The sequence below is a fragment of the Rhodopseudomonas sp. AAP120 genome (genome assembly GCF_001295845.1).
Lineage (GTDB): Bacteria > Pseudomonadota > Alphaproteobacteria > Rhizobiales > Xanthobacteraceae > Rhodopseudomonas.
Genome location: NZ_LJIC01000201.1, coordinates 23,990 through 45,110 on the forward strand (window position 1 = coordinate 23,990; position 21,121 = coordinate 45,110).

The 21,121-nt window shown below is 65.7% G+C and carries 16 protein-coding genes; 1 reads left to right on the forward strand and 15 read right to left on the reverse strand.

The window, feature by feature from the left end; all coding sequences use genetic code 11:
- Positions 1 to 28: 28 nt before the first annotated feature.
- Positions 29 to 1,780: an ABC transporter ATP-binding protein/permease gene (locus IP86_RS26335; protein WP_054165404.1), complete on the forward strand. Its 1,752-nt coding sequence runs from the start codon at positions 29 to 31 to the stop codon at positions 1,778 to 1,780.
- Between the two features lie 401 nt (positions 1,781 to 2,181).
- Here the strand turns inward: IP86_RS26335 and IP86_RS26340 are convergent, their stop codons facing one another.
- The 15 genes from IP86_RS26340 to tolB all read right to left on the reverse strand — a co-directional run bounded on the left by IP86_RS26340 (position 2,182) and on the right by tolB (position 21,104).
- Positions 2,182 to 3,207, reverse strand: a complete 1,026-nt coding sequence (locus IP86_RS26340) for a TorF family putative porin (protein ID WP_054165438.1) — start codon at positions 3,205 to 3,207, stop codon at positions 2,182 to 2,184.
- 432 nt (positions 3,208 to 3,639) lie between these two features.
- Positions 3,640 to 4,680: a hypothetical protein gene (locus IP86_RS26345; RefSeq protein ID WP_156332628.1), complete on the reverse strand. Its 1,041-nt coding sequence runs from the start codon at positions 4,678 to 4,680 to the stop codon at positions 3,640 to 3,642.
- 71 nt (positions 4,681 to 4,751) lie between these two features.
- Positions 4,752 to 6,065, reverse strand: a complete 1,314-nt coding sequence (gene glcF / locus IP86_RS26350; protein WP_054165406.1) for a glycolate oxidase subunit GlcF — start codon at positions 6,063 to 6,065, stop codon at positions 4,752 to 4,754.
- Entirely contained in the window at positions 6,062 to 7,303 is a 1,242-nt protein-coding gene (locus IP86_RS26355; RefSeq protein ID WP_054165407.1) for an FAD-binding protein, read from the reverse strand. The genes glcF and IP86_RS26355 overlap by 4 nt, the downstream gene beginning before the upstream one ends.
- Positions 7,304 to 7,467: 164 nt before the next feature.
- Positions 7,468 to 8,961, reverse strand: a complete 1,494-nt coding sequence (locus IP86_RS26360) for an FAD-linked oxidase C-terminal domain-containing protein (RefSeq protein ID WP_054165408.1) — start codon at positions 8,959 to 8,961, stop codon at positions 7,468 to 7,470.
- Positions 8,962 to 9,099: 138 nt separating this feature from the next.
- Entirely contained in the window at positions 9,100 to 9,774 is a 675-nt protein-coding gene (locus tag IP86_RS26365; protein ID WP_054165409.1) for a TetR/AcrR family transcriptional regulator, read from the reverse strand.
- Between the two features lie 189 nt (positions 9,775 to 9,963).
- Complete coding sequence (locus tag IP86_RS26370; protein ID WP_054165410.1) at positions 9,964 to 10,281, reverse strand: AzlD family protein; 318 nt, start codon at positions 10,279 to 10,281, stop codon at positions 9,964 to 9,966.
- Entirely contained in the window at positions 10,278 to 11,015 is a 738-nt protein-coding gene (locus IP86_RS26375; protein WP_054165411.1) for an AzlC family ABC transporter permease, read from the reverse strand. The genes IP86_RS26370 and IP86_RS26375 overlap by 4 nt, the downstream gene beginning before the upstream one ends.
- A 144-nt stretch (positions 11,016 to 11,159) precedes the next feature.
- Positions 11,160 to 13,076 (reverse strand): ATP-dependent zinc metalloprotease FtsH, encoded by a 1,917-nt coding sequence (ftsH, locus tag IP86_RS26380; RefSeq protein WP_054165412.1) that lies wholly within the window; start codon positions 13,074 to 13,076, stop codon positions 11,160 to 11,162.
- Positions 13,077 to 13,266: 190 nt separating this feature from the next.
- Positions 13,267 to 14,328 (reverse strand): tRNA lysidine(34) synthetase TilS, encoded by a 1,062-nt coding sequence (gene tilS / locus IP86_RS26385; RefSeq protein WP_054165439.1) that lies wholly within the window; start codon positions 14,326 to 14,328, stop codon positions 13,267 to 13,269.
- A gap of 49 nt (positions 14,329 to 14,377) precedes the next feature.
- Positions 14,378 to 15,418 carry a tol-pal system protein YbgF gene (gene ybgF / locus IP86_RS26390; RefSeq protein ID WP_054165413.1) on the reverse strand — a complete coding sequence of 347 codons (1,041 nt, stop codon included), beginning with the start codon at positions 15,416 to 15,418 and terminating at the stop codon, positions 14,378 to 14,380.
- 180 nt (positions 15,419 to 15,598) lie between these two features.
- Positions 15,599 to 16,096: a peptidoglycan-associated lipoprotein Pal gene (pal, locus tag IP86_RS26395; protein WP_054165414.1), complete on the reverse strand. Its 498-nt coding sequence runs from the start codon at positions 16,094 to 16,096 to the stop codon at positions 15,599 to 15,601.
- A gap of 275 nt (positions 16,097 to 16,371) precedes the next feature.
- Positions 16,372 to 17,103, reverse strand: coding sequence for an N-acyl amino acid synthase FeeM domain-containing protein (locus IP86_RS26400; protein WP_054165415.1), 732 nt, complete (start codon positions 17,101 to 17,103; stop codon positions 16,372 to 16,374).
- 144 nt (positions 17,104 to 17,247) lie between these two features.
- On the reverse strand, positions 17,248 to 19,581 hold the full coding sequence (locus IP86_RS26405; RefSeq protein WP_054165440.1) for a putative bifunctional diguanylate cyclase/phosphodiesterase: 2,334 nt from the start codon (positions 19,579 to 19,581) through the stop codon (positions 17,248 to 17,250).
- A gap of 167 nt (positions 19,582 to 19,748) precedes the next feature.
- A complete protein-coding gene (tolB, locus tag IP86_RS26410) occupies positions 19,749 to 21,104 on the reverse strand; it encodes a Tol-Pal system beta propeller repeat protein TolB (protein ID WP_054165416.1) in 1,356 nt (451 codons plus the stop codon).
- Positions 21,105 to 21,121 lie beyond the last annotated feature (17 nt).

Below are 21,121 nucleotides of genomic sequence, written 5' to 3' on the forward strand. Positions count from 1 at the left end.
AGGCGCCGCATCCGGAGAAACCGTTCCTGTGACCAATATCCGATCCACCCTCGCCACCGTTTGGCGGATCGCCGCGCCCTACTTCAAATCCGACGACAAACGCATGGGATGGACGCTGTTGACCGCGGTCGTGGTCATTGAGCTCGCCGTCGTCGGCCTGTCGGTGCTGTTCAATCGCTGGAACAACGTCTTCTACAACGCCCTGCAGGAGCGGGACTTTAATGTTTTCGTCTATCAGCTCAGCTACTTCTGCGCGCTGGCGGCGATCTGGATCGCGCTGAAAGTCTACCAGCTCTACCTCAACCAGTGGCTGCAGATCCGCTGGCGGCGCTGGATGACCGAGCGCTATCTCGGCGACTGGCTGCACGACGCCAATCACTACAAGATGCAGCTGCTCGGCGACGCCGCCGACAACCCGGACCAGCGCATCGCCGAAGACACCCAGATGTTCGTCGAACGGACGCTGCTACTCGGTGTCGGCCTGCTCAACGCGGTGGTGACGCTCGCGTCCTTCGTGGTGATCCTGTGGGGTCTGTCCGACGAAGCGCCGCTGCACGTGTTCGGCCGCGATATTCCGATCCCGGGCTATCTGGTGTGGGGCGCGCTGATCTACGCGATCCTCGGCACCGCGCTGACGCACTGGATCGGCTCGCCGCTGGCCGATCTCAACTTCCGCCAGCAGCGGTTCGAAGCCGATTTCCGCTTCAACCTGGTGCGCGCGCGCGAGAACGCCGAGCAGATCGCGCTGTTGCGCGGCGAGCCCGCCGAGCGCGGCAAGCTGGCGTCGCGGTTCGGACTGGTGGCCGAAAACTTCATGCGGATCATGAGCCGCACCAAGAAGCTGACGGCGTTCACCGCCAGCTACTCGCAAGCCTCGATCATCTTCCCCTATATCCTGGTGGCGCCGGCCTATTTCGCCGGCAAGGTGCAACTCGGCGGGCTAATGCAGACCGCCTCGGCATTCGGCAGCGTGCAGGACTCGCTGTCGTTCTTCATCACCGCATATCGCACTTTGGCCGAATGGCAGTCTGTGGTCGCCCGTCTCGACGGCTTCGAGGCCGCGATCCACAACGCCAACGCACTCCGCGCCAATCCCGGTGTGGCCCGCGTCGCCGAGCACAGCCGCGGATCGATCGATCTCGACGATCTGAAGCTCAGCCTGCCCGCCGGGCAGCCGCTGATCACCGCCGACGACTTCCGCATCAGCGGCAAGGAACGCACCCTGATCGCCGGCCCGTCGGGCTCCGGCAAGTCGACGCTGTTCCGCGCCATCGCGGGCATCTGGCCGTTCGGCTCCGGCTCGATCGCGATTCCGGCCGATGCCAAGCTGATGATGCTGCCGCAGCGGCCGTATTTCCCGGTCGGCGAACTGCGCGCCGCAATCGTCTACCCATCCGGAGCAGACGCATTCAGTCCTGCTCAGGTCGGCGAGGTGCTGAAGGAGGTCGGCCTGCCGGGGCTCGCCGATCGGCTCACCGAACATGGCCACTGGAACAGAACGCTGTCCCTGGGCGAGCAACAGCGCCTCGGCATCGCCCGGGCACTGCTGCATGCACCGCACTACCTGTTTCTCGACGAGGCCACCGCCTCGCTCGACGAACCGTCAGAAGCCGCGCTGTATCGCCTGCTCGACCGCAAGCTGCCCGACACCACCATCGTGTCGATCGGCCATCGCTCGACGCTGGACGCGTTCCACCAACGCGATGCCGTACTGACCCGCTCGGGCGACATCTTCACGCTGCAGGACAAGGCAAAAACGACGGTGCCGGCGCAAAGCTGAGGCGGCAAGCGGCAAGCGGCAAGCGGCAAGCGGCAAGCGGCAAGCGGCAAGCGGCAAGCGGCAAGCGAGATCGCAGCGACTCCCCCCTGGCGCAACTGTCATCACCCGCGAAAGCGGGTGATCCAGTATTCCAGTGCGCGCGCGGCGAGTCCTGCTCCCCATCAACGAACGCCCTGGGATACTAGGTCGCCCGGTCAAGCCGGGCGATGACGGTATGGGGTGCGGAGCCCCTCACCTGATCTGTGCGTTGATAGTCCCCCGCTGAGGCCCATTCTCCAGCACTCGCCGCCTTGGCCGCCCCACGATCTCGCCAGCCGCTTCGCCGCCCCGCGATGCAGTCCGCCTAAACGAAAAGGGCGGCAGATCGCTCTGCCGCCCTCGCGCCCCAGATCGGGAAAGGCTTACTTCAGGTTGCTCTGCAGCGTTACGTCAGCCGAGAGCTTGGCGATGAAGGTCGCGCCGCACCACTTGGAGCCGACGCCCGACGGATTGATCGGCGAGAAGTCACCGCTCGGAGAAGCGGTGTAGTCGCTGGTGAAGGCGTTGCAGTCGGCCTTCGACAGGTCGGTGTCCGAGTAACGGAGGTCGAGCGTGAACACCTTGTAGGTGAAGCCGACGCCGATGTTCCAGGTGTTGTAGTCCTTGTACTTGATGCCAGCCGGGAACGGTCCGCCGCCGGTCGGGCTCGCGATGGTGGTGCCATAGAACGAGTCGCTGGTGCCGAGCCACTGACGGCCGAACTCGCCCGACACGTAGCTGCCGACGCCGCTGGCGCCGAAGAAGGTGCTCGGCGCGACCACCTTGGCGGTCACCGACGCGTAGTTGCCCCAGGCGCCGCTGTTCAGGTAGCTCGGGGTGTAATATTCGTTGGCGCCGATCGTGAACATGTCGTTCACGGTCCAGTTCACCTTGGCGTAGCCTTCGAAGAAGCTCACGTCCTTCTTCAGCACGTTGCCGTTCGAGATGTAGTTGGTGTCGAAGCCCACGGGGCAAACGCCGCCGCCAGCAACGCCGCCGGTCAGCACGCCTTCGGCGCACTTTCCACCCGGATACAGGTAGCCCCAGACACCGAAGTCGAATGCGAAGGCGCCGAAGGTAGGGCGGATACCGCCGTAGATGTCGACTTCAGCAGCGGCGCGGTTCGGGAACGAGATGCTCTCGAACGACGTACCGACGTAGAGCTGCAGGTCCTTGGTGACGTTGTAGCGCGGCTCGAAATAAGCGGTGACCGAAGGGTTGTGGTTCGACTGGGTGATGCCGCGGAACACGTAGTCGCTCATGACGCCAGCGCCGAAGGCGATATCCCAGGGGTCGAACGCGGCGACCGGCGGAGCCTTGGTGTAGACCTTCGCGGCCAGATCGGCGGCCGAAGCCGACGTGACACCCACAGCGAGGATGGCCGCGGCCGACAGAATTGTTTTCTTCATGATGATCCCCATCGCTTTAAAGCCAGCCCGACCAGAGTCCAAGAAAAGACACGATATCGACCTGCTCAGTAACTCCCGCACAATCTGCGGCGAGTGCGCGGAACCGTGAAGCAAAAAACACATGCAGCTGCCGGTTTTTTGAGCAATTTTGCCCATCCTAATACGAGTAGTTGTGGGGTGTGGCAATTTGACAACTACTTTGCAACCGGTTCTTACCTAGTTCCCAAAAACTCAGCTCTCCAAGCAACACTTTAGGCGGATACCACTCGTCACGGACGGTCGTGATCCGGCCGCAGGTCGGATCGATTCGGGGAATTGAGGACAGCCGTCCGCATCGAATTAGAACTCAGGCGGAGCCTGAGGTGGGCGAAAAGCAAAGACCGCGGGAATCCCCCGCGGTCTGCTCGGATCGGATCTGGCTGCGCGCAGCGCTTACACGGAATCGGGCGTCCGGGGCTGCCCGTCATGCGGATGCTCGGCGTCGGTCTCGACGTCCTCGCCATCGTCGGCGGCCGGGGAAGCTTCGACTGGCACATTGTCCTCATGCGCGGCATCCTCGGATGCCGGAAACGGCTCGGCCGCCTCGTCGTCCGCGGCCTCGTCGTCCGCAGGTTCAGGCAACGGAGCCGATTCGGCGTCCGCGTCGTCGCCATCGGCGGACTCAGCGGGAGTTGCATCGGGCGCAGCCGATGCGGACGCGGAGCTTTCGGGCTCCGGCGCGGGGATCGAGGAAGCCGGCTTCTTCGCCCGCGGCTTGCGAGGCTTGGCGACCTTCGTCACCGCCGGCGCCTCAGCCGGAGCAGCGGCATCGATCGCCTCGAGGACTTCGCTCGACGCCTCCTGCGGCGCGGCGACCGGCTCCTGGACCGTTTTCGGTTGTGGAGCAGGCTTCTTCCGCGCGGGAGCTTTAGGGGTTGCGGCCGGCGCCTTGGCGACAGCTTTGGCCGGCGCCTCCGCAGCCGGCGTCGTGGTTTTCGCCGCCTTCGCCGGAGCCTTGGCAGGAGCTTTGCCACGAGCCTTGGCCGGAGCTTTGCTCGGCGACGGCCTGACCGGAGCCTTGGCCTTCAGCGCCTTGCTGGCCGGGGCTTTCTTCGTTACGGCGCTCTTGGCGGGTGCTTTAGCTTTGGCTGACGTCTTGGCACGCGCCTTGGCGGGGGCGCCAGCGGACGTCTTGCCAGCGGATGTCTTGCTCGCGGCTTTCTTGGCGGGAAGCTTCTTTGGGGCGGCCTTTTTGGCGGCGCCCTTCTTCGCGGAGGATGTTGCGGGCGACTTTCCGGGCTTGCCGGCCGATGTCTTCGCCGCCGGCTTGACGGCCTTTCCGCCAGCTTTTTTGTCGGATTTTTTCTTGTCGGACTTCTTGGCGTCCTTCTTGGTCTTCTTGCCGCCCAGCAGGAGTTTCGCCTTGTCGGACTTTTTGGCTTTCTTGTCCTTCTTGCCGGCCTTGTCCTTCTTGGACTTCTTGTCCTTCGCCATCATCGTCCTCCTGTTGTGCGGATCGCCCCGTCGTCGGCAATCACGCCATCCGCCAGCAGGCCTGCATGCGGTCAGTTCTTCGCAGGCCGGGGACCGCCAGTCGCCCAGTCGAGCAGTTCAATTGTGTGCACTACAGGGACATCCGTTCCGCTGGCGATCTGCACCATGCAGCCGATATTGCCCGCGGCGATCATGTCCGGCTTGACGGAAGCGATGTTGGCGACCTTGCGGTCGCGCAATCTGGTCGCGATGTCAGGCTGGAGAATGTTGTACGTGCCCGCCGAACCACAACACAAATGACTCTCCGGGATATCTTTCACCACGAATCCGGACTTGGAAAGCAATTCTTTGGGCAGCCGCGTGATTTTCTGCCCGTGCTGCAACGAACATGCGGAGTGATAAGCCACCACAAAATTGTCATGCGTCGGCTGCTGCATCAATTCCAGATCGCCGATGTATTCGCTGATGTCCTTGGCCAGCGCCGATACCCGCGCCGCGGGCGCCGCGAATTCCGGATCCTCGCGCAGCATGTAGCCGTAGTCTTTGATCACGGTGCCGCACCCCGACGTCGTCACCAGAATGGCATCGAGACCTCCGCGATCGATCTCCCGCAACCACGCCTTGATGTTGGTGCGCGCGTAGTCGAGCGTCCGGGTGTCGCGGCCGAGATGGTGGATCAGGGCGCCGCAGCACGCCTCGTCCGCCGCCAGCACCACCTCGATGCCGTGGCGGGTCAAGAGATTGATCGCAGCGCGATTGATCCGGGGCGCCAGCACCTGTTGGGCGCAGCCGTGCAGCAACGCCACCCTGCCGCGCTTCGGCCCGAGCGCCGGGAACGTGGTGCCGGAATCCGGGCCGCGCTCCGGCAGTTTCTTCGGCGCCAACGCCAGCATCGCCTTGATCCGGCCGAGCAGCGTCGGACGGGCCAGGTCGTGCGAGCTCGGCAGCAGCGCCGCGAACGGCTGCACCAGCCGCGCCGCCCACATGCCGACCCGGAACGCGCCCGGATGCGGCATCATCCAGGACAGCGCCTCGCGGACCACCCGGTCCCAGAACGGCCGCTGGTAGTCCCGCTCGATCCGCACCCGCGCCTGATCGACCAGATGCATGTAGTTCACGCCCGACGGGCACGTCGTCATGCAGGACAGGCACGACAGGCAGCGGTCGATGTGCTTGACGACATCCGCGGTCGGCGGCTTGTCGCTCTCCAGCATCTCCTTGATCAGGTAGATGCGGCCGCGCGGGCTGTCGAGTTCGTCGCCCAGCAGCACATAGGTCGGACAGGTCGCCGTGCAGAAGCCGCAATGCACGCAGGCGCGGAGGATCTTGTCGGCCTCTGCGATATCCGGGTCGGCGAGCTGGGCGAGAGAGAAATCGGTTTTCATACTGCAGGTCCGCGCGACAACCGGCCGCGATTGAGAACGTTCCTCGGATCGAAGCTGTGCTTCACCCGCTGGCCGAGCGCTGCAAGCCCGGCGGGCTGCGGCGGGAACACGTCGACGGCGGCGCGCACCTCCTCGCCGGCCCGGATCAGCGTGGCGTGGCCGCCGACCTTCTCGACGCGCTGGCGCAGCGCCTTGGCGTGAGCATCGGCGGCCGGCGGCAGCGCCGCCCAGATCAGGCCGCCGCCCCAATCGTAGATCACCTCGCCGCCGCTCTCCCGCTGCAGCGCCTCGCCGAACGCACCGCCCGACGCCGGAGGACAGACGATCCGCCACACCGGCCACAGCGCACGGGGCCCTGACGCCGCGAACAGCTCGACGTCGCGCACCGCGCACCACAGCGCAGCCGAGGTATCGTCGGTGATCAGTTCGGCGTTGCCGTAGCTCGCCAGCATCCGGCGCAGCGACTCGGCGCGATGGCTGGCCGACGAGGTGATGCCCTCGAGCCTCAGCAGGGTCAGCGCCTGATCCGGTTGAGCCAAATCGCCGAGCGCGCCGCCGGCGGTGCGCAGCGCCGAACCCGGCAGGTGTGCGGCGCCGCTGACATCGTAAGGCGACCCCATGGCCGCAGTCATCGCCTTGTTGGCCGCGACGTCGTCGAGGCCGCGCAGCAGCAGCGTGCGCTCGCATTCCGGCCGCGGCGTCACCTTCAGCGTCACTTCGGTGCTCACCGCCAGCGTCCCCCAGGAGCCGGCCAGCAGCTTGCACAGGTCGTAGCCGGTGACGTTCTTGACCACCTTGCCGCCGGCCTTGAAGCTCTCGCCGAAGCCCGACACCGCGTTGGCGCCGAGCAGATGATCGCGCGCGCCGCCGGACTTGATCCGGCGCGGCCCGGCGAGGCCGGCGGCGATCATGCCGCCGACGGTGCCCTCGGTTTCGACGGTGCCGAGCAGCAGCGCGGTGTTCATCGGCTCGAAGGCGAATTGCTGGTTTTTGGAGTCGATCAGCGACAGCACGTCGGCGAGCGGCGCGCCCGCCTGCACGGTGATGATCAGTTCGTTCGGCTCGTAGGCGACGACGGCGTTGAGCGCCGACAGATCCAGCACCGCGTTGGTGGCCATCGGCTGCCCGACCCGCCGCTTGGTGCCGTGGCCGACGATCTCGAGCGGTTGCTCGTTGGCAATGGCGGCGCGCACCACCTCTTCGACGTCCTGCGCGTCACGTGCTTTCAGCGTATCCACGGGCGGAAGGTGTCCTTCAAAATTGGGGCAAAGCCTCGACCGTCATTGCGAGGAGCGATAGCGACGAAGCAATCCACGCCGCGCGCGGGGCGCTGGATTGCTTCGCTTCGCTCGCAATGACGGGGAGAGCCTGTGCTGCGTGCATCGACAAACTAACGACTATTTCAAAACCGCGGGATATCCGGGAACGGCAGCTTGCCGCCGTGCACGTGCATGCGGCCGAGTTCGGCGCAGCGGTGCAGGGTCGGAAACACCTTGCCCGGATTGAGCAGACCGTCGGCGTCGAACGCGCATTTCAGACGCTGCTGCTGATTGAGGTCGATGTCCGAGAACATCTCCGGCATCAGGTCGCGCTTCTCGATGCCGACGCCGTGCTCGCCGGTCAACACGCCGCCGACCTCGACGCACAGCTTGAGAATGTCGGCGCCGAACGCCTCGGCGCGGTCCTGCTCGCCGGGCTGATTGGCGTCGTACAGAATGAGCGGGTGAAGATTGCCGTCGCCGGCGTGAAACACGTTGGCGACGCGCAGGCCATATTTCTCCGACATCTCGTTCATCCGCCGCAGCACCAGCGGCAACTGCGCGCGCGGGATGGTGCCGTCCATGCACAGATAGTCTGGCGAGATGCGACCGACGGCCGGGAACGCCGCCTTGCGGCCCGACCAGAACAGCAGCCGCTCCTGCTCGGACGTCGAGATCTGGCAGGTGGTCGAGCCGCAGCCGAGCGCGATGGTCTCGACCCGCGTGATCAGTTCGTCGACTTCGACCTGCGGGCCGTCGAGCTCGATGATCAGCAGCGCCTCGACGTCGAGCGGGTAGCCGGCATGCACGAAGGCTTCGGCGGCGTGGATCGCCGGCCGGTCCATCATCTCCATGCCGCCGGGAATGATCCCGGCCGAGATGATATCGGCGACGCACTGGCCGGCGGCTTCGACATTGGTGAAGCCGACCATCAGGGCGCGCGCCGTCTCCGGCTTGCGCAGGATGCGCACGGTGACTTCGGTGACGACGCCGAGCAAACCTTCGGAGCCGGTGATCACGCCCATCAGGTCGTAGCCGGCGTTCTCGGCGCATTTGCCGCCGATCCGCAGGACTTCGCCGTTCATCAGCACGATCTCGCAGCCGAGCACGTTGTTGGTGGTCATGCCGTATTTCAGGCAGTGCACGCCGCCGGAATTCTCCGCGATGTTGCCGCCAATCGAACAGGCGATCTGCGACGACGGGTCGGGCGCGTAGTAGAAGCCAGCGTGATCGACCGCTTGGCTGATCGCCAGATTGGTGACGCCGGGCTCGACCACGACGGCGCGGTTGTCGAAGTCGATCTCGCGGATGCGCTTGAACTTGCCGAGACCGAGCAGCACGCCGTCGGCGAGCGGCAGCGCGCCACCGGACAGCGACGTGCCCGAGCCGCGCGGCACCACCTTGATGCCGTGCTGGTGACAATAGCGCAGCACTTCGGAGACTTGCTTGGTCGTGCTCGGCAGCACCACGACCATCGGCGGCTGACGATAAGCCATCAACCCGTCGGACTCGTAGGGGCGCATCTCGGCGTCGCTGGAAATCACGCCCTCCCCCGGCACGATCTTGCGCAGAGCCGCAATGATCTCCTCGCGACGCGCCAGCACGGCCTGATCCGGCTCCGGCATCAGAATGGTCATGTGGAACTCCTGCAGCCTGCCGTAGAGTGGAGCGGACGTAGCACCGCGCCAGCTAACCGCCGTTGCGAGGATCGGCGGCCCCACACATCCCTACTTAGAGCATTTCCATTCGGCAAACGGATTCGGTTTTCGAAACCGCTAGGCGCCGACCAGGGTCCGCGACGGCACCACCGCCTGAACCACCAGCCCGCGAGCGCGGGCGTCCATCACGCCGACCGCGCGGAGCGCCAGAAGGGTGACGGTTTGCACTGCATCACGTAGTTTGGCCGGATCGTCGAGGTTGTCAGGCGCCAGCGGCCCGACCAGCGACTCGTGGACGGCGCCGAGCAACGCTGTCGCGGCCAACGCCGTGTCCTGCGCCGGCAGATGGCCGGCGCGCACCGCGGCGGCGATCCGTAGTTCGATCTCGCCGGCAATCTCGCGGCGGCTCGCGAGCCGCGACGCTGTGACATCGACATCGACCGGCTCGGCCAGGATGCCCCAGGCAAGTTTGCGGTGCGACAATACATGGACCGCCACCGTGGTCACGGCTGCCGCGAGCGCCGAGGAGGGCCCGGGCGCCGCATCGGCAGCACGACGGATCGCGGCGAGTTCGTCGCGTGAAACCTCGGCGATCAGTTCGGAAATCAGATCGGCCTTCGACGGGAAGTAACGGTAGACGGTTCCGGCCGCAACCTTGGCGCGGTTGGCCACCGGCGCAATCTGTACCGCCGCCATGCCGCCTTCCGCAGCGGTGTCCCGTGCGGCTGCAATGATCGCGCTGCGCCGTGCAGCCAACCGCTTCACGACCTGGTGGGTTCGCCGGTAAACCATGCGCTTTGTTCCGGAATCGAGCATTCCGATCCCGCAACGGGACCAGAAAATCTCCGCTCATCAAGACGTTGGAGCATGGGCGCGAGCGCCCAACGGCGCGTCTCGCCCAAATCACGGAAAAAAGTGAACACCTATTCAGAGACGATGGCAAGCCCTTACAGGAATGAAGTGAATAGCTCTCCAGAACGGTTAGCCGCCGGCCCCAAGGGCCCTCGCCACCGCAGCTACTAACATACCGGTCGCCACCGCGAGGAAGTCGTTACGGCGGATCACGCTCACCGTGATGGCAGCTGCGAGCGCGACCATCACGATTGGCCCGCCATTGACCGCGACGGGCAGCGCGGCGGCGACGATGATCGACCCGGGCAGCGCATCGAGCATCCGTCGGACCCGAGGCGTGACGTTGACGTAACCCATCAGCCAGAAACCGCCGAGCCGCGACGCCACGGTGACGGCCGTCATCACCGCGAAGGCGATCATCACGTCGCTGCGCAGGAACTCGCTCATGCCGGCAGCTCCCGCGGCGGCGGCTCGTCCATCAAGCCGGCGCTGAGAGCACCCGACAGCGCGCCGGCGATGATGAACCAATAGCCCGGCGTCAACCAATGCACCGTCAGCGCGACCGCGCCCGACACCGCCCAGGGAATCGCGCGCCGCGGCCCTTTCCAGGCCGGCACCAGCATCGCGGCGAAGAACGCCGGCATCGCCAGATCGACGCCGTACCTCCTCGGGTCGGATAGTTGCTCGGCGAGCAGGAAACCGGGAATCGAGGAGACGAGCCACACGACATACAGCACGAGCCCGCCGGCGACATAGAACGCCGCGTTGGCGCCGCCGTGCTCGCGGTAGCGCATCGCTGCCAGCCAGCCGCCGTCGGTGACCAGCAGCATCGCCGGATAGGACTGCCACGCCGGCAGCGTGCCGAACCACGGCCGCATCGACGCGGTCATCAGCAAGAAGCGGATGTTGACCGTCGTGGTGAGCAGCGCCAGCGCCGCGATCGTCGACGGCGTCAGCGTTTCCGGCCAGGACTGCACGGCGACGAATTGCGACAGCCCGCCATAGACGGTCGCCATCATCACTTCGACTTCGGCGAGCGTGAAGCCTTTCTGCGCACACAGCGCGCCGAATGCCATGCCGAAGGCGAGCGTGCCCGGCAGCATCGGCCCGATCGCAACAATGCCGGGCCAGATCGCCTCACGTGACCAATAGGCCGGGGCTTTGGTGATGTGAGGAGTCATGACAGATTCCGAATGACCAACCACGCCTGACCGCTTCGCGTAGTTCGGTCAAGACGTCCGGGTGCAGCCCTGATCGTCGGCCATCCGAGAAACAAAAAACGCGGCGTCGCCGCCGCGTTTTTCAATGCCGTTACTGTCCGGCGATCAAGCCTGGGGCTGCGGCTCCAGGCCGGGATCGGGGCGCGGCCGTGGCTTGCCGGCCGGCGGCACCGCGGAGGTGCGCGGGCCCGACGGCTCGAGCACCGACTCGCGGTTCGGCTTCTTGCCGTTGATCAGATCGGTGATCTCGTCGCCGGTCAGCGTCTCGAACTCAAGCAGGCCCTTGGCCAGCGCTTCGAGGTCGTCGCGCTTCTCGGTAAGGATGCGCTTGGCCTCGTCGTAGCCTTCCGCCACCAGCCGCTTGATCTCGGCGTCGATCTTCTGGATCGTCGCCTCGGAGGCGTTCTGGGTGCGCGACACCGACATGCCGAGGAACACTTCGTCCTGGTTCTCGCCATAGGCGACGGTGCCGAGCTCTTCCGACAGGCCCCAGCGGGTCACCATCATGCGGGCCAGCTTGGTCGCCTGCTCGATGTCCGACGCCGCGCCCGAGGTCACCTTCTCGCGGCCGAAGATCATCTCTTCGGCAACGCGGCCGCCCATCATGATGGCGAGGCGCGAGGTCATCTGCTCGAGCGACATCGACAGCTTGTCGCGCTCCGGCAACTGCATCACCATGCCGAGCGCACGGCCGCGCGGAATGATGGTCGCCTTGTGGATCGGGTCGGTGGCCGGGACGTTGAGGCCGACGATGGCGTGGCCGCCTTCGTGATAGGCGGTGAGGAGCTTCTCCTCCTCCGTCATCACCAGCGACTTGCGCTCGGCGCCCATCATCACCTTGTCCTTGGCATCTTCGAACTCGGACTGGGTGACCATGCGCTTGTTGCGCCGGGCCGCCATCAGCGCCGCTTCGTTGACGAGGTTCATCAGGTCGGCGCCGGAGAAGCCCGGGGTGCCGCGCGCGATGTTCTTGAGATTGATATCCGGCGCCAGCGGCACCTTACGGACATGCACCTTGAGGATCTGCTCGCGACCGACGACGTCCGGGTTCGGCACCACGACCTGACGGTCGAAGCGGCCGGGCCGCAGCAGCGCCGGATCGAGCACGTCGGGGCGGTTGGTAGCGGCGATCAGGATCACGCCCTCATTGGCCTCGAAGCCGTCCATCTCGACCAGCAACTGGTTGAGGGTCTGCTCGCGCTCGTCATTGCCGCCGCCGAGACCGGCGCCGCGATGACGGCCGACCGCGTCGATTTCGTCGATGAAGATGATGCAGGGCGCGTTCTTCTTGGCCTGCTCGAACATGTCACGGACGCGGCTGGCGCCGACGCCGACGAACATTTCGACGAAGTCCGAACCCGAGATGGTGAAGAACGGCACGTTGGCTTCGCCCGCGACAGCGCGCGCGATCAGCGTCTTACCAGTGCCGGGCGGGCCGACCAGCAGCACGCCGCGCGGGATACGTCCGCCGAGGCGCTGGAACTTGCCCGGGTCGCGCAGGAATTCGACGATCTCCTGCAGGTCCTGCTTGGCCTCGTCGACGCCGGCGACATCTTCGAACGTCACGCGGCCGTGCGCCTCGGTCAGCATCTTGGCGCGCGACTTGCCGAAGCCCATCGCCTTCCCGGCGCCGCCCTGCATCTGCCGCGACAGGAAGATCCACACGCCGATCAGCGCGATGAACGGCAGCCACGAGACGAGCAGCGACACGAACCACGGCACGTTGTCGCCCGGCGGCTTGGCGGTGATCGACACCTTGCCGTTGTACAGACGAGTCACCAGCGTCGGATCGTTCGGCGCGTAGGTCTGGAAGGTCGAGCCGTTGGTGAAGGTGCCGTGAATTTCCTGGCCCTGGATCACCACGTCGCGAACGTGGTTCTGGTCGACCTCGCTGAGCAGCTGCGAGAACGAGATGTCCTGAGACGCGGCGCGCTGGCCGGGATTCTGGAAGAGCGTAAACAGCGCCAACAGCAGCAAAACGATAATGACCCAGAGGGCGAAATTCCGCAGATTGGCGTTCATCGGTCTTCCTTATTGGTCGCGCGGATCGCGACCTTTGGCCCAGGTGCGCCGTCAGGGTCTCCCGGACCGGCCAGTGCACAATCTAGGTGTCACATGGCGCGCTGCCAAGAGAAGCATTCAGGACTATTTAGCGCATTTCGGCCCACTTCCGGCTCAAATCCCGGCGAGGACGGGCCTCCGTCGAGCTTGTCTAAGGCGGCGTGGAAAGCCTCTTGCCAGCCCGGTCCCGTCGCGGCGGCGCCGGGGTAATCAGAAGCCGATCCGCCGTCAGCATGATCACGGCGCCGGCAAGCGTCTGTTTCAGCTTGGTTTGCCCGCGCGCTGAAAGAACCGTTACGGCGGCGGCCTGGATGGCGAGGTCCAGCGCTTCGACCTTGCCGAGTTCCGGGCTGCCTTCCCGCCCGGCCCGCGCGAGCGCCCTGAGCAACAGGCGAATCCGGATTTCCGCCGCGAGACCGCAAAAGACAGCGGCGTCGTAGCCGGGTGAAGACTGTCCCCCGCTGCGTAACGCCAGAAATCGCTCGGCGCCGTCCACCAATAGCTCCAGAGCCGCGTCGGCGCGCGCGGCGCGCGCGGCGAACCGCGCGAGATTTCGCGAATCGCAACCCTCGGCGGCGAGCAGCGGCATCAGTTCGCGGAATCGCGGACGCGTGAAGCGCAGGTCGCGATTACTCGGATCGGTGGCGAATTGGACGCCCGCCCGCGCCAGAGTGGCGACCAGACGTTGTTTGGGCACGCTCAACAGCGGACGGGCCAGCACCAGACCTTCGCGCTCCGTCTCGCGCGCCATCGCTGCGAGGCCCGCGATGCCGCTGCCGCGTGACAACCGCATCAGCACGGTTTCGGCCTGATCGTCGCGGGTGTGCGCGGTCATCACGTGACTGGCGCCCGCCGCCTTTGCGGCGCGCGCCAGCAAACGGTAGCGCGCCTCGCGCGCAGCCGCCGGCAGGCCGGAGGTCGGCTTGTCGCCGGTCCAACGGACCGTCCGATGCGGAAGATCGAGCGCCCGGGCGATTTCCTTGACCTCGCGCGCTTCGCGAGCCGCCTCCGGCCGCAAGCCGTGATCGACGGTGACGACCGACAGCGACGGACCGCGCTTGAGGGCCTTGCGCCAGCGCGCCGCCAGCCACATCAGCGCCAGCGAGTCCGGCCCGCCGGAGACGGCAAGCACGAGCGCCGGCGCCGTCTTCCAGTCGGCGAACAGGTGGCTGGCGTCGCGCGCCGAAAGCGGCGCTTCGTCGTTTCCGGACATCAGCGGCACATCCCTGACGACCGGCTCCGGCATCGCCGGAGCTGTCAGTTCAGCATTTCAGCTTCTTCTGCTCGGCTTCGACGCCCCGTCTGACACCGGCGGAAGCCTTCGGATATTTGCGGCCGACCTCGCCGAGCGCGGCGCAGGCGGCTTCCTTCTCCTTCAGCGCGGCCAGCGACTGGCCGAGCCGCAGCAGCGCGTCGGGCGCCTTGCCTGACTTGTCGTATTTGCTGGTCACCGCGAGGAAGGACTCGGCGGCGTCGCGATACATCTGGCGCTGGAAGAAGCTCTCGCCCAGCCAGTATTGCGCATCGGGCGTGAGCGCGTCGTTCGGGTATTTGGTGGCGAAGTTGCGCATCGTCTCTTCGGCGAGCGCATAGTCGCGGCGCTGCATGTAGCCGATCCCGAGGTCGAACTCGTCACGCGGCGTGGCCGACGGCGGCAACGTCGTCAGTCCGGCGGCCGCTCCGCCGCCGCGCGGTGCCTGCTGCGCCGGCGCTCCTGCATCCGGGTAGCGACCGCCATTGCTGTTGGAGAGATCCAGCGGCGCCCCCGGGTCACGCCCGGGGAGATTGCCGCCCTGCTCGGCCGGAATCGGCAGCTGGCCGCCGCCGAGCGCGCGCGGCACGCCGGGCGCTTGCGGATTCTGGCTCGGGTCGAACGCATCACCGCGGCGACGGCCGGTCGCCGCGGGCGGGGCAGCCTGGTCCTGCACGATCGGTGCTTGCGGCTGCTGGCCGTACACCTGGCCCTGTGGCGGCTGGCCCTGCCCATAGCCGGGCGATTGCGGCTGCTGGCTGTAAACCGGCGGCTGCTGCGGAGCGCCCTGCGGAGCTGCCGCGGCCGGGGCCGGGGCGCCCGGCTGAACGCCAGCGCCGCTCTGCAGCTGCCGAACCTGATCTTCGAGCCTGCGGTTGCGGTACTGCAGCTCCTCGTTCTGCCCGGTGAGCGTGCGCAGCCGTTCCTCGAGCTGCTGAATCCGGATCTCCGGATCTACCTCGCCGCCATACTGCTGGGCCAGCGCGGGGGCGGCAAAAGCGAGCGTCGCGATGACGACGAAGCTGCGCGCAGAAACGAAGAATGATGACATGGGGGCCCGACGGTTGGGGATTGCGCGCCAGATTAGTAGCGCCGGATTGATCGCCGGACTACGCCAAAAATGTGACTGGCGCGACGTGATGAGGTCGCACCGCCGGTTAAGGGCACAAAAAGCATCCCCAAATGAAAACGGCGCCCGAAGGCGCCGTGCGTCGATCGGTGGGAGGCGCGATCAGGCGCCGGCATTCAGCACGGTCACCGCACGGCGGTTCTGCGACCAGCACGAGATGTCGTTGCAGACCGCGACCGGGCGTTCCTTGCCGTAGGAGATGGTCCGCATCCGCGACGGATCGATGCCGCGCGACGCGAGGTAGTTGCGGACCGACTGCGCACGCCGGGCGCCGAGCGCGATGTTGTACTCGCGGGTGCCGCGCTCGTCGGCGTGGCCTTCGATCGTGAAGGAGTAACGGTTGTAGGTCTGCAGCCACTGCGCCTGCTTGTCGAGCGTCGCGGTCGCCTGCGGAGAAAGGTCGGTCTGGTCGCTCTCGAAGAACACGCGGTCGCCGACATTGACGACGAAGTCCTGCTGGCTGCCCGGGGTCGCCGCGCTGGCCATCGAACCGTCGGCGCCGAGCCCGGTCTTGTTATTGGCGCAAGCCCCCATCGACAGGGCCACCGCGAGCACCGCGGCCAGCTTCAATCCCTGGAGGATTCGCTTGTGATGTGTCATTCCGGAGCCTCCACGCTCGCGATATTCGGATGCCGTCCGGTCTACAGGGCGATGGTTAAGCGAACGTTCCGTCAACCTTGATGAGACGTTGCCGGCTCCGATCAAATGCCCCCGATCGGCGAAAAGCAATCGCGATGGTTAATGAGCTGTAAATATGGCGCCAAGGTGAAGGTGGCGACAGCTCTGGGCCGGCTCATGGCGTGGAGATGACGATTTTGGTCGACCGCCGACTCTGCCGAGCGCGGCTGACGCGAGAGCGTGCCGGCTTGCGCCGGTCAGGCGGACGGGGCGGCGCGAGGCACCTCGACCAGCCGTCGCGGCGCGGACAGAACGGGAGCGCGTTCGAACAGCCGATGGCGTTCGAACGGGGTCGAACGCAGGAACGGGAAGCGCGCAAACACCTTGTGGTGCGTATTGGGAAAATCGATCTCCATCAGGCTGATCGGCTTTCGCAGGCCCGGATAGTCGCGTGGCGGGCAGATGGTTTTCATGAACACCCGGCGATAGAACGCCTGATGCTCGGCCCGCACCGACGCCAGGCCGATGTCCGCGCGGAAGTGCTCGCAAGCCACATAGGCGAGCCGCAGCGTCAGATACGCGAGTTCCGGCACGCGGTGAGTGCGGTCCGGGTCCGAGACAAAGCGGGTCGGATCGACGATCACCTTCCCGTCGGCCAGCCACGGCTGCATGAAATCCGGAAAGACGTCCATCGACGGAGAGAGGTGATTCTGGGGCGAAGCCACCGTGATCCGCAGCGAGCTCGTCAACATGCCCTCGAAGAACACGCCGAAGATCCACGAATTCGCCTGGCTGTCATAACGATCAGTCACAATGCCGAGGTTGTTCGGCTCGATCGCTCCCTCTTTGAGATAGGCGCGATAGCGAAGCCGGTAGATGGCCTCGCGGTCAGCGGCGGTTTCGGCAAGCCGGTATTCAATCTTGTCGAGCAGTTCGCGGCGCCGGAGCGCGACCCGCCCCTCTTCTTGTTCTGGCCGGGCGACGCTCATCACCTAATCCCCACTACCCAAATGCTGAACCTGAAATTCAACGAGCGAACGCTAACGAATTCTTAACGGCGACGCAAAGCATTTGAATCATTAACGTTAATCATCCGCGTGAAATCGCAGGTCGTGCGTCTGAATTGCGAGACGTTAGGCGATCGAGCGGAAGGGCAGTACGAGCTTCTCGCCGTCCTTGGGACGACGGCCATGCGAAGCGGCGAGCAGCTGGCGGATGCGTGAGGCCTGCACCGGGCGGCTGAACAGATAGCCCTGCCCCTCGGTCACGGTGCCGTCGGCGCTGATCCGTTCGAGCTGTTCGTTGGTTTCGATGCCTTCGATCACCACGGCCATGCCGAGATCCGCGCTGAGCCGGGCGACACCGCGAAGCAAGGTCAGCGGCCTGTCGTTGTCGATGCCTTCGAGGAAGGAGCGATCGATCTTGACCTTCTGCAGCGGGAAGCTGTGCAGATAGCTGAGGCTCGAATAGCCGGTGCCGAAATCGTCCAGCGAAATCCGGACGCCCTCCGCATGAAGCTGAGCCAGCACATCGTGGGTGAACTGCGTGTTTCGCAGCAGCGACGATTCGGTGATCTCGATCTCCAGCCGATTGGCCGGCAGGCCGGAGACTTCGAGCGCATAGCGCACTTCATTGAGAACGTCGCGCTGGTGGAACTGCTGCGACGAGAAGTTGACGGCGACGCTGACCTGCTGCGGCCACATCATGCATTCCATGCAGGCCTTGCGCAGGATCCAGCGGCCGAGATCGACGATCAACCCCATCTCTTCGGCGACCGGAATGATGTCGACCGGCGAGACCGTGCCGCGCACCGGATGGTTCCAACGCAGCAACGCCTCGCAGGTCGTGATCCGCCCGGTCTTCAGGTTCACCAGCGGCTGGTAGTAGAGCTCGAATTCTTCGTTGGCGAGCGCCTTGCGCAGATCCAGTTCGAGGATCCGGCGCGCCTCGACGGTGTGGGCCATTTCCTCGCGGAAGAAGCAGTAGGTGCCCCGGCCATCGGCCTTGGCGCGGTACAGCGCCATGTCGGCATTCTTCAGCAGGATGTCGGCGCGCACCCCGGGGGCGGTCATCGCGATGCCGATCGACGCGCCGATCTCCACCACGTGATGGTCGATCAAATAGCGATCACTGAGCCGATCGACGATCCGGCGCGCCAGCACCGCGGCGTCTTCGTTCGACCTGATGTTCTGCTGAAACACCACGAACTCGTCGCCGCCGAAACGGGCGACGAAATCCTCCGGCCGCAGCATGCCGCGAAGCCGCTCCGCGACCGCGCACAGCAAGCGATCGCCGCAGGGATGACCGAGCGTGTCGTTGATCTGCTTGAACTGATCGAGATCGATGAACAGCAGCGCCGATAACTGCGTCTTGCCCTGGCCATGCTCGGTCGCCAGAATCCGCTCGATCTCGTCGCGGAAATGCACCCGGTTCGGCAGCGCGGTGAGTTCGTCGTAGCGCGCGAGATGGACGATGCGGGCTTCCGCGGTGCGCCGCTCGGTGATGTCCTCGACCAGCACCACCGTGCCGCCGCCGGCCATCGGCTGGAAGGTCCATGACAACGACCGCGGCGTCGCCTCGTCGCCGACCGTGACGATCTCGCCCGCGAGCGAGTTGTCGATTTCCGACAGGATCAGGCGGCCGCTCGATGCGGAGATCGCCCCGATCGTGACGCAGGCCGACACGATCTCGGTCGCGGTCGGCGCGCTGTTCATGAGGCTCTCGCGCAGCTTCATCATCTCGGCGAAGCGCCGGTTCATGACCGCGAGCCGCCCGTCGGGCCGGAACATGCACAGGCCGTGCGGCATGTTGTTGAGCGCGGTGTCGAACTGATTGGCGAGTGCGGCTTCGCGCTCGCGCCCGATCCACGCGTCGAGATAGAGACCCTGCAGGCTGGACGTCACGCGACGGATCGCGATGAAGAAAACCATGCTGAGAACGGCGAGCGCCAGATAATAAACGCCGCCGATGGTCAGCATCGCCAGGATCAGCGGACCGCAGCTCAGCAGCACCTGCAGGTGGAAGATCTTGGGCCGCCCGAAGGTGCGCCCGACGCCCGCCGAGGTGTACGCCACCACCGTGGTGATGCAGAGCATGTGGGCGCCGATGTCGTGCGTATCGAGCAGCACCACCAGCGACCAGAGGCCGAGACAGATGCCGTGCCCGACGGCGCCGACCCGATAACGACTTTCCCAGGCGTCGGCATCCTCCGGCGACAGCGGAGCGTTGCGCTGCCGGTAGCGGCGCATTTGCAGCGCGCGCGCGCACCCGATGAACACGAACAGCGGGACGAACAGCCAGGTCCAGATATTGCCGCTGACGGCGCCGATCACCGATCCGGCGATCGCGGGTCCGAAGGCGCCGATGATCATCGGCGCCGGGTTCATGAACAGCGAGTCGACGAGACCGGCGTGGATCGCCGGCGACATGTCCTGGTCGCGGTCTCGTTTGTGACTGGGAAGCTGCATCAGGTGCAAGCGAGTCCTTTCAGACTCCGCTGTAGCCGAAGCAGATGAAGCCTTTCTGAGCGAACATGCTTAGCGACTCATTGCTGCGATCGCGGCTACGAGACCGACCACGTCAAAGCACCCGGGACGGTTGCGCGCTGCGCAATCCGCCCCGCACGTATCGAGACTTACGACAGCAACGGCGACCAGGCAGGGTCGGAGGCATAGCCCGGCGTGGGAACCCGCAACTCATTGCGGCCCGACACGTCGACCGTGAACAGCGACGGTCCGGCATTGCCGCCGGGATCGCGGAAGAACATCAGCACGCGGCCGTTCGGCGCAAACGTCGGGCCCTCGTTGTGGAACCCGGAGGTCAGGATGCGCTCGCCGGAACCGTCGGGCTTCATGATGCCGATCGCGAACTGGCCGCCGCCCATTTTGGTGAACGCGATGTAGTCGCCGCGCGGCGACCACACCGGGGTCGAATAGCTGCCTTCGCCGAACGAGATCCGCTGCGCCTGCCCGCCATTGGCCGGCATCACATAGATCTGCGGCTTGCCGCCGCGATCCGACTCGAAGCAGAGCCGGCTGCCGTCGGGCGCATAGGACGGCGAGGTGTCGATCGCCGGCGTGTCGGTCAACCGCGTGGTCGATTTGGAGCGCAGATCCATCACGAACAGGTTGGAATTGCCGCCCTGCTGCAGGCTCATGATGATCCGCTGGCCGTCCGGCGAGAACCGCGGCGCAAACGACATCCCTGGGAAGTTCCCAACGATCTCGCGCTGGCCGGTTTCGATGTTGAACAGGTAGACCCGCGGATCGCCCTGGCCGAACTCCATGTAGGTGATTTCCTGGGTCGACGGCGAGAACCGCGGCGTCAGCACCAGATCGCTGCCGCGCGTGAGATAGCGGACATTGGCGCCGTCCTGATCCATCAGCGCCAGCCGCTTGACCCGGCGGTCGGCGGGACCGCTTTCGTCGATGAACACCACGCGACTGTCGAAATAGCCCTTCTCGCCGGTGAGCCGTTCGTAGATCTGGTCGGAGATGATATGGGCGATGCGGCGCCAATATTCCGGCGAGGTGAAGTACTGCTGCCCGGCGAGTTGCTGGCCGGTGGCAACGTCCCACAACCGGAACTCGGCCTTGAGCCGGCCGTCGGACTGCCGCGTCATCCGGCCGGTCACCAGCGCCTGGGCGTTGATGCTGGTCCAGCTCTTGAACTGCGGCGGCACGTCGATGTTGGTGATCTTCTCGAGATACGCGGCCTGGTCGATCGGCGCGAACAGCCCGCTGCGCTTGAGATTGTTGGTGATCACCTGGCTGACGCCGTTGCCGACTTCGGTGTCGGACGGCGTGCCGGCGACGAAATTCGGGATCGCGATCGGCAGCGGCGCGACGTCGCCTCCGGTCACGGTGACGCGCGCCTGGCCGAAGGCGCGGTGGGCGCCGCCGGCGATCAGGCCGGCAGCCGCCAACCCCGACAGAACTTGCCGCCGAGCGATGACGAAGGGCGCGGCGATCGGCTTTCGTGGGTCTGACATCGTTGCTTACTCTCAGC

What these genes read in the sequence shown, in the direction of transcription:
- IP86_RS26345 (WP_156332628.1), bottom strand. Translation starts at nt 4,680, where the DNA reads ATGGCGAAGGACAAGAAGTCCAAGAAGGACAAGGCCGGCAAGAAGGAC.
- glcF (WP_054165406.1), bottom strand. Translation starts at nt 6,065, where the DNA reads ATGAAAACCGATTTCTCTCTCGCCCAGCTCGCCGACCCGGATATCGCA.
- tolB (WP_054165416.1), bottom strand. Translation starts at nt 21,104, where the DNA reads ATGTCAGACCCACGAAAGCCGATCGCCGCGCCCTTCGTCATCGCTCGG.
- tilS (WP_054165439.1), bottom strand. Translation starts at nt 14,328, where the DNA reads ATGTCCGGAAACGACGAAGCGCCGCTTTCGGCGCGCGACGCCAGCCAC.
- ftsH (WP_054165412.1), bottom strand. Translation starts at nt 13,076, where the DNA reads ATGAACGCCAATCTGCGGAATTTCGCCCTCTGGGTCATTATCGTTTTG.
- IP86_RS26400 (WP_054165415.1), bottom strand. Translation starts at nt 17,103, where the DNA reads ATGAGCGTCGCCCGGCCAGAACAAGAAGAGGGGCGGGTCGCGCTCCGG.
- pal (WP_054165414.1), bottom strand. Translation starts at nt 16,096, where the DNA reads ATGACACATCACAAGCGAATCCTCCAGGGATTGAAGCTGGCCGCGGTG.
- IP86_RS26405 (WP_054165440.1), bottom strand. Translation starts at nt 19,581, where the DNA reads ATGCAGCTTCCCAGTCACAAACGAGACCGCGACCAGGACATGTCGCCG.
- IP86_RS26375 (WP_054165411.1), bottom strand. Translation starts at nt 11,015, where the DNA reads ATGACTCCTCACATCACCAAAGCCCCGGCCTATTGGTCACGTGAGGCG.
- IP86_RS26360 (WP_054165408.1), bottom strand. Translation starts at nt 8,961, where the DNA reads ATGACCATTCTGATGCCGGAGCCGGATCAGGCCGTGCTGGCGCGTCGC.
- ybgF (WP_054165413.1), bottom strand. Translation starts at nt 15,418, where the DNA reads ATGTCATCATTCTTCGTTTCTGCGCGCAGCTTCGTCGTCATCGCGACG.
- IP86_RS26370 (WP_054165410.1), bottom strand. Translation starts at nt 10,281, where the DNA reads ATGAGCGAGTTCCTGCGCAGCGACGTGATGATCGCCTTCGCGGTGATG.
- IP86_RS26365 (WP_054165409.1), bottom strand. Translation starts at nt 9,774, where the DNA reads ATGGTTTACCGGCGAACCCACCAGGTCGTGAAGCGGTTGGCTGCACGG.
- IP86_RS26340 (WP_054165438.1), bottom strand. Translation starts at nt 3,207, where the DNA reads ATGAAGAAAACAATTCTGTCGGCCGCGGCCATCCTCGCTGTGGGTGTC.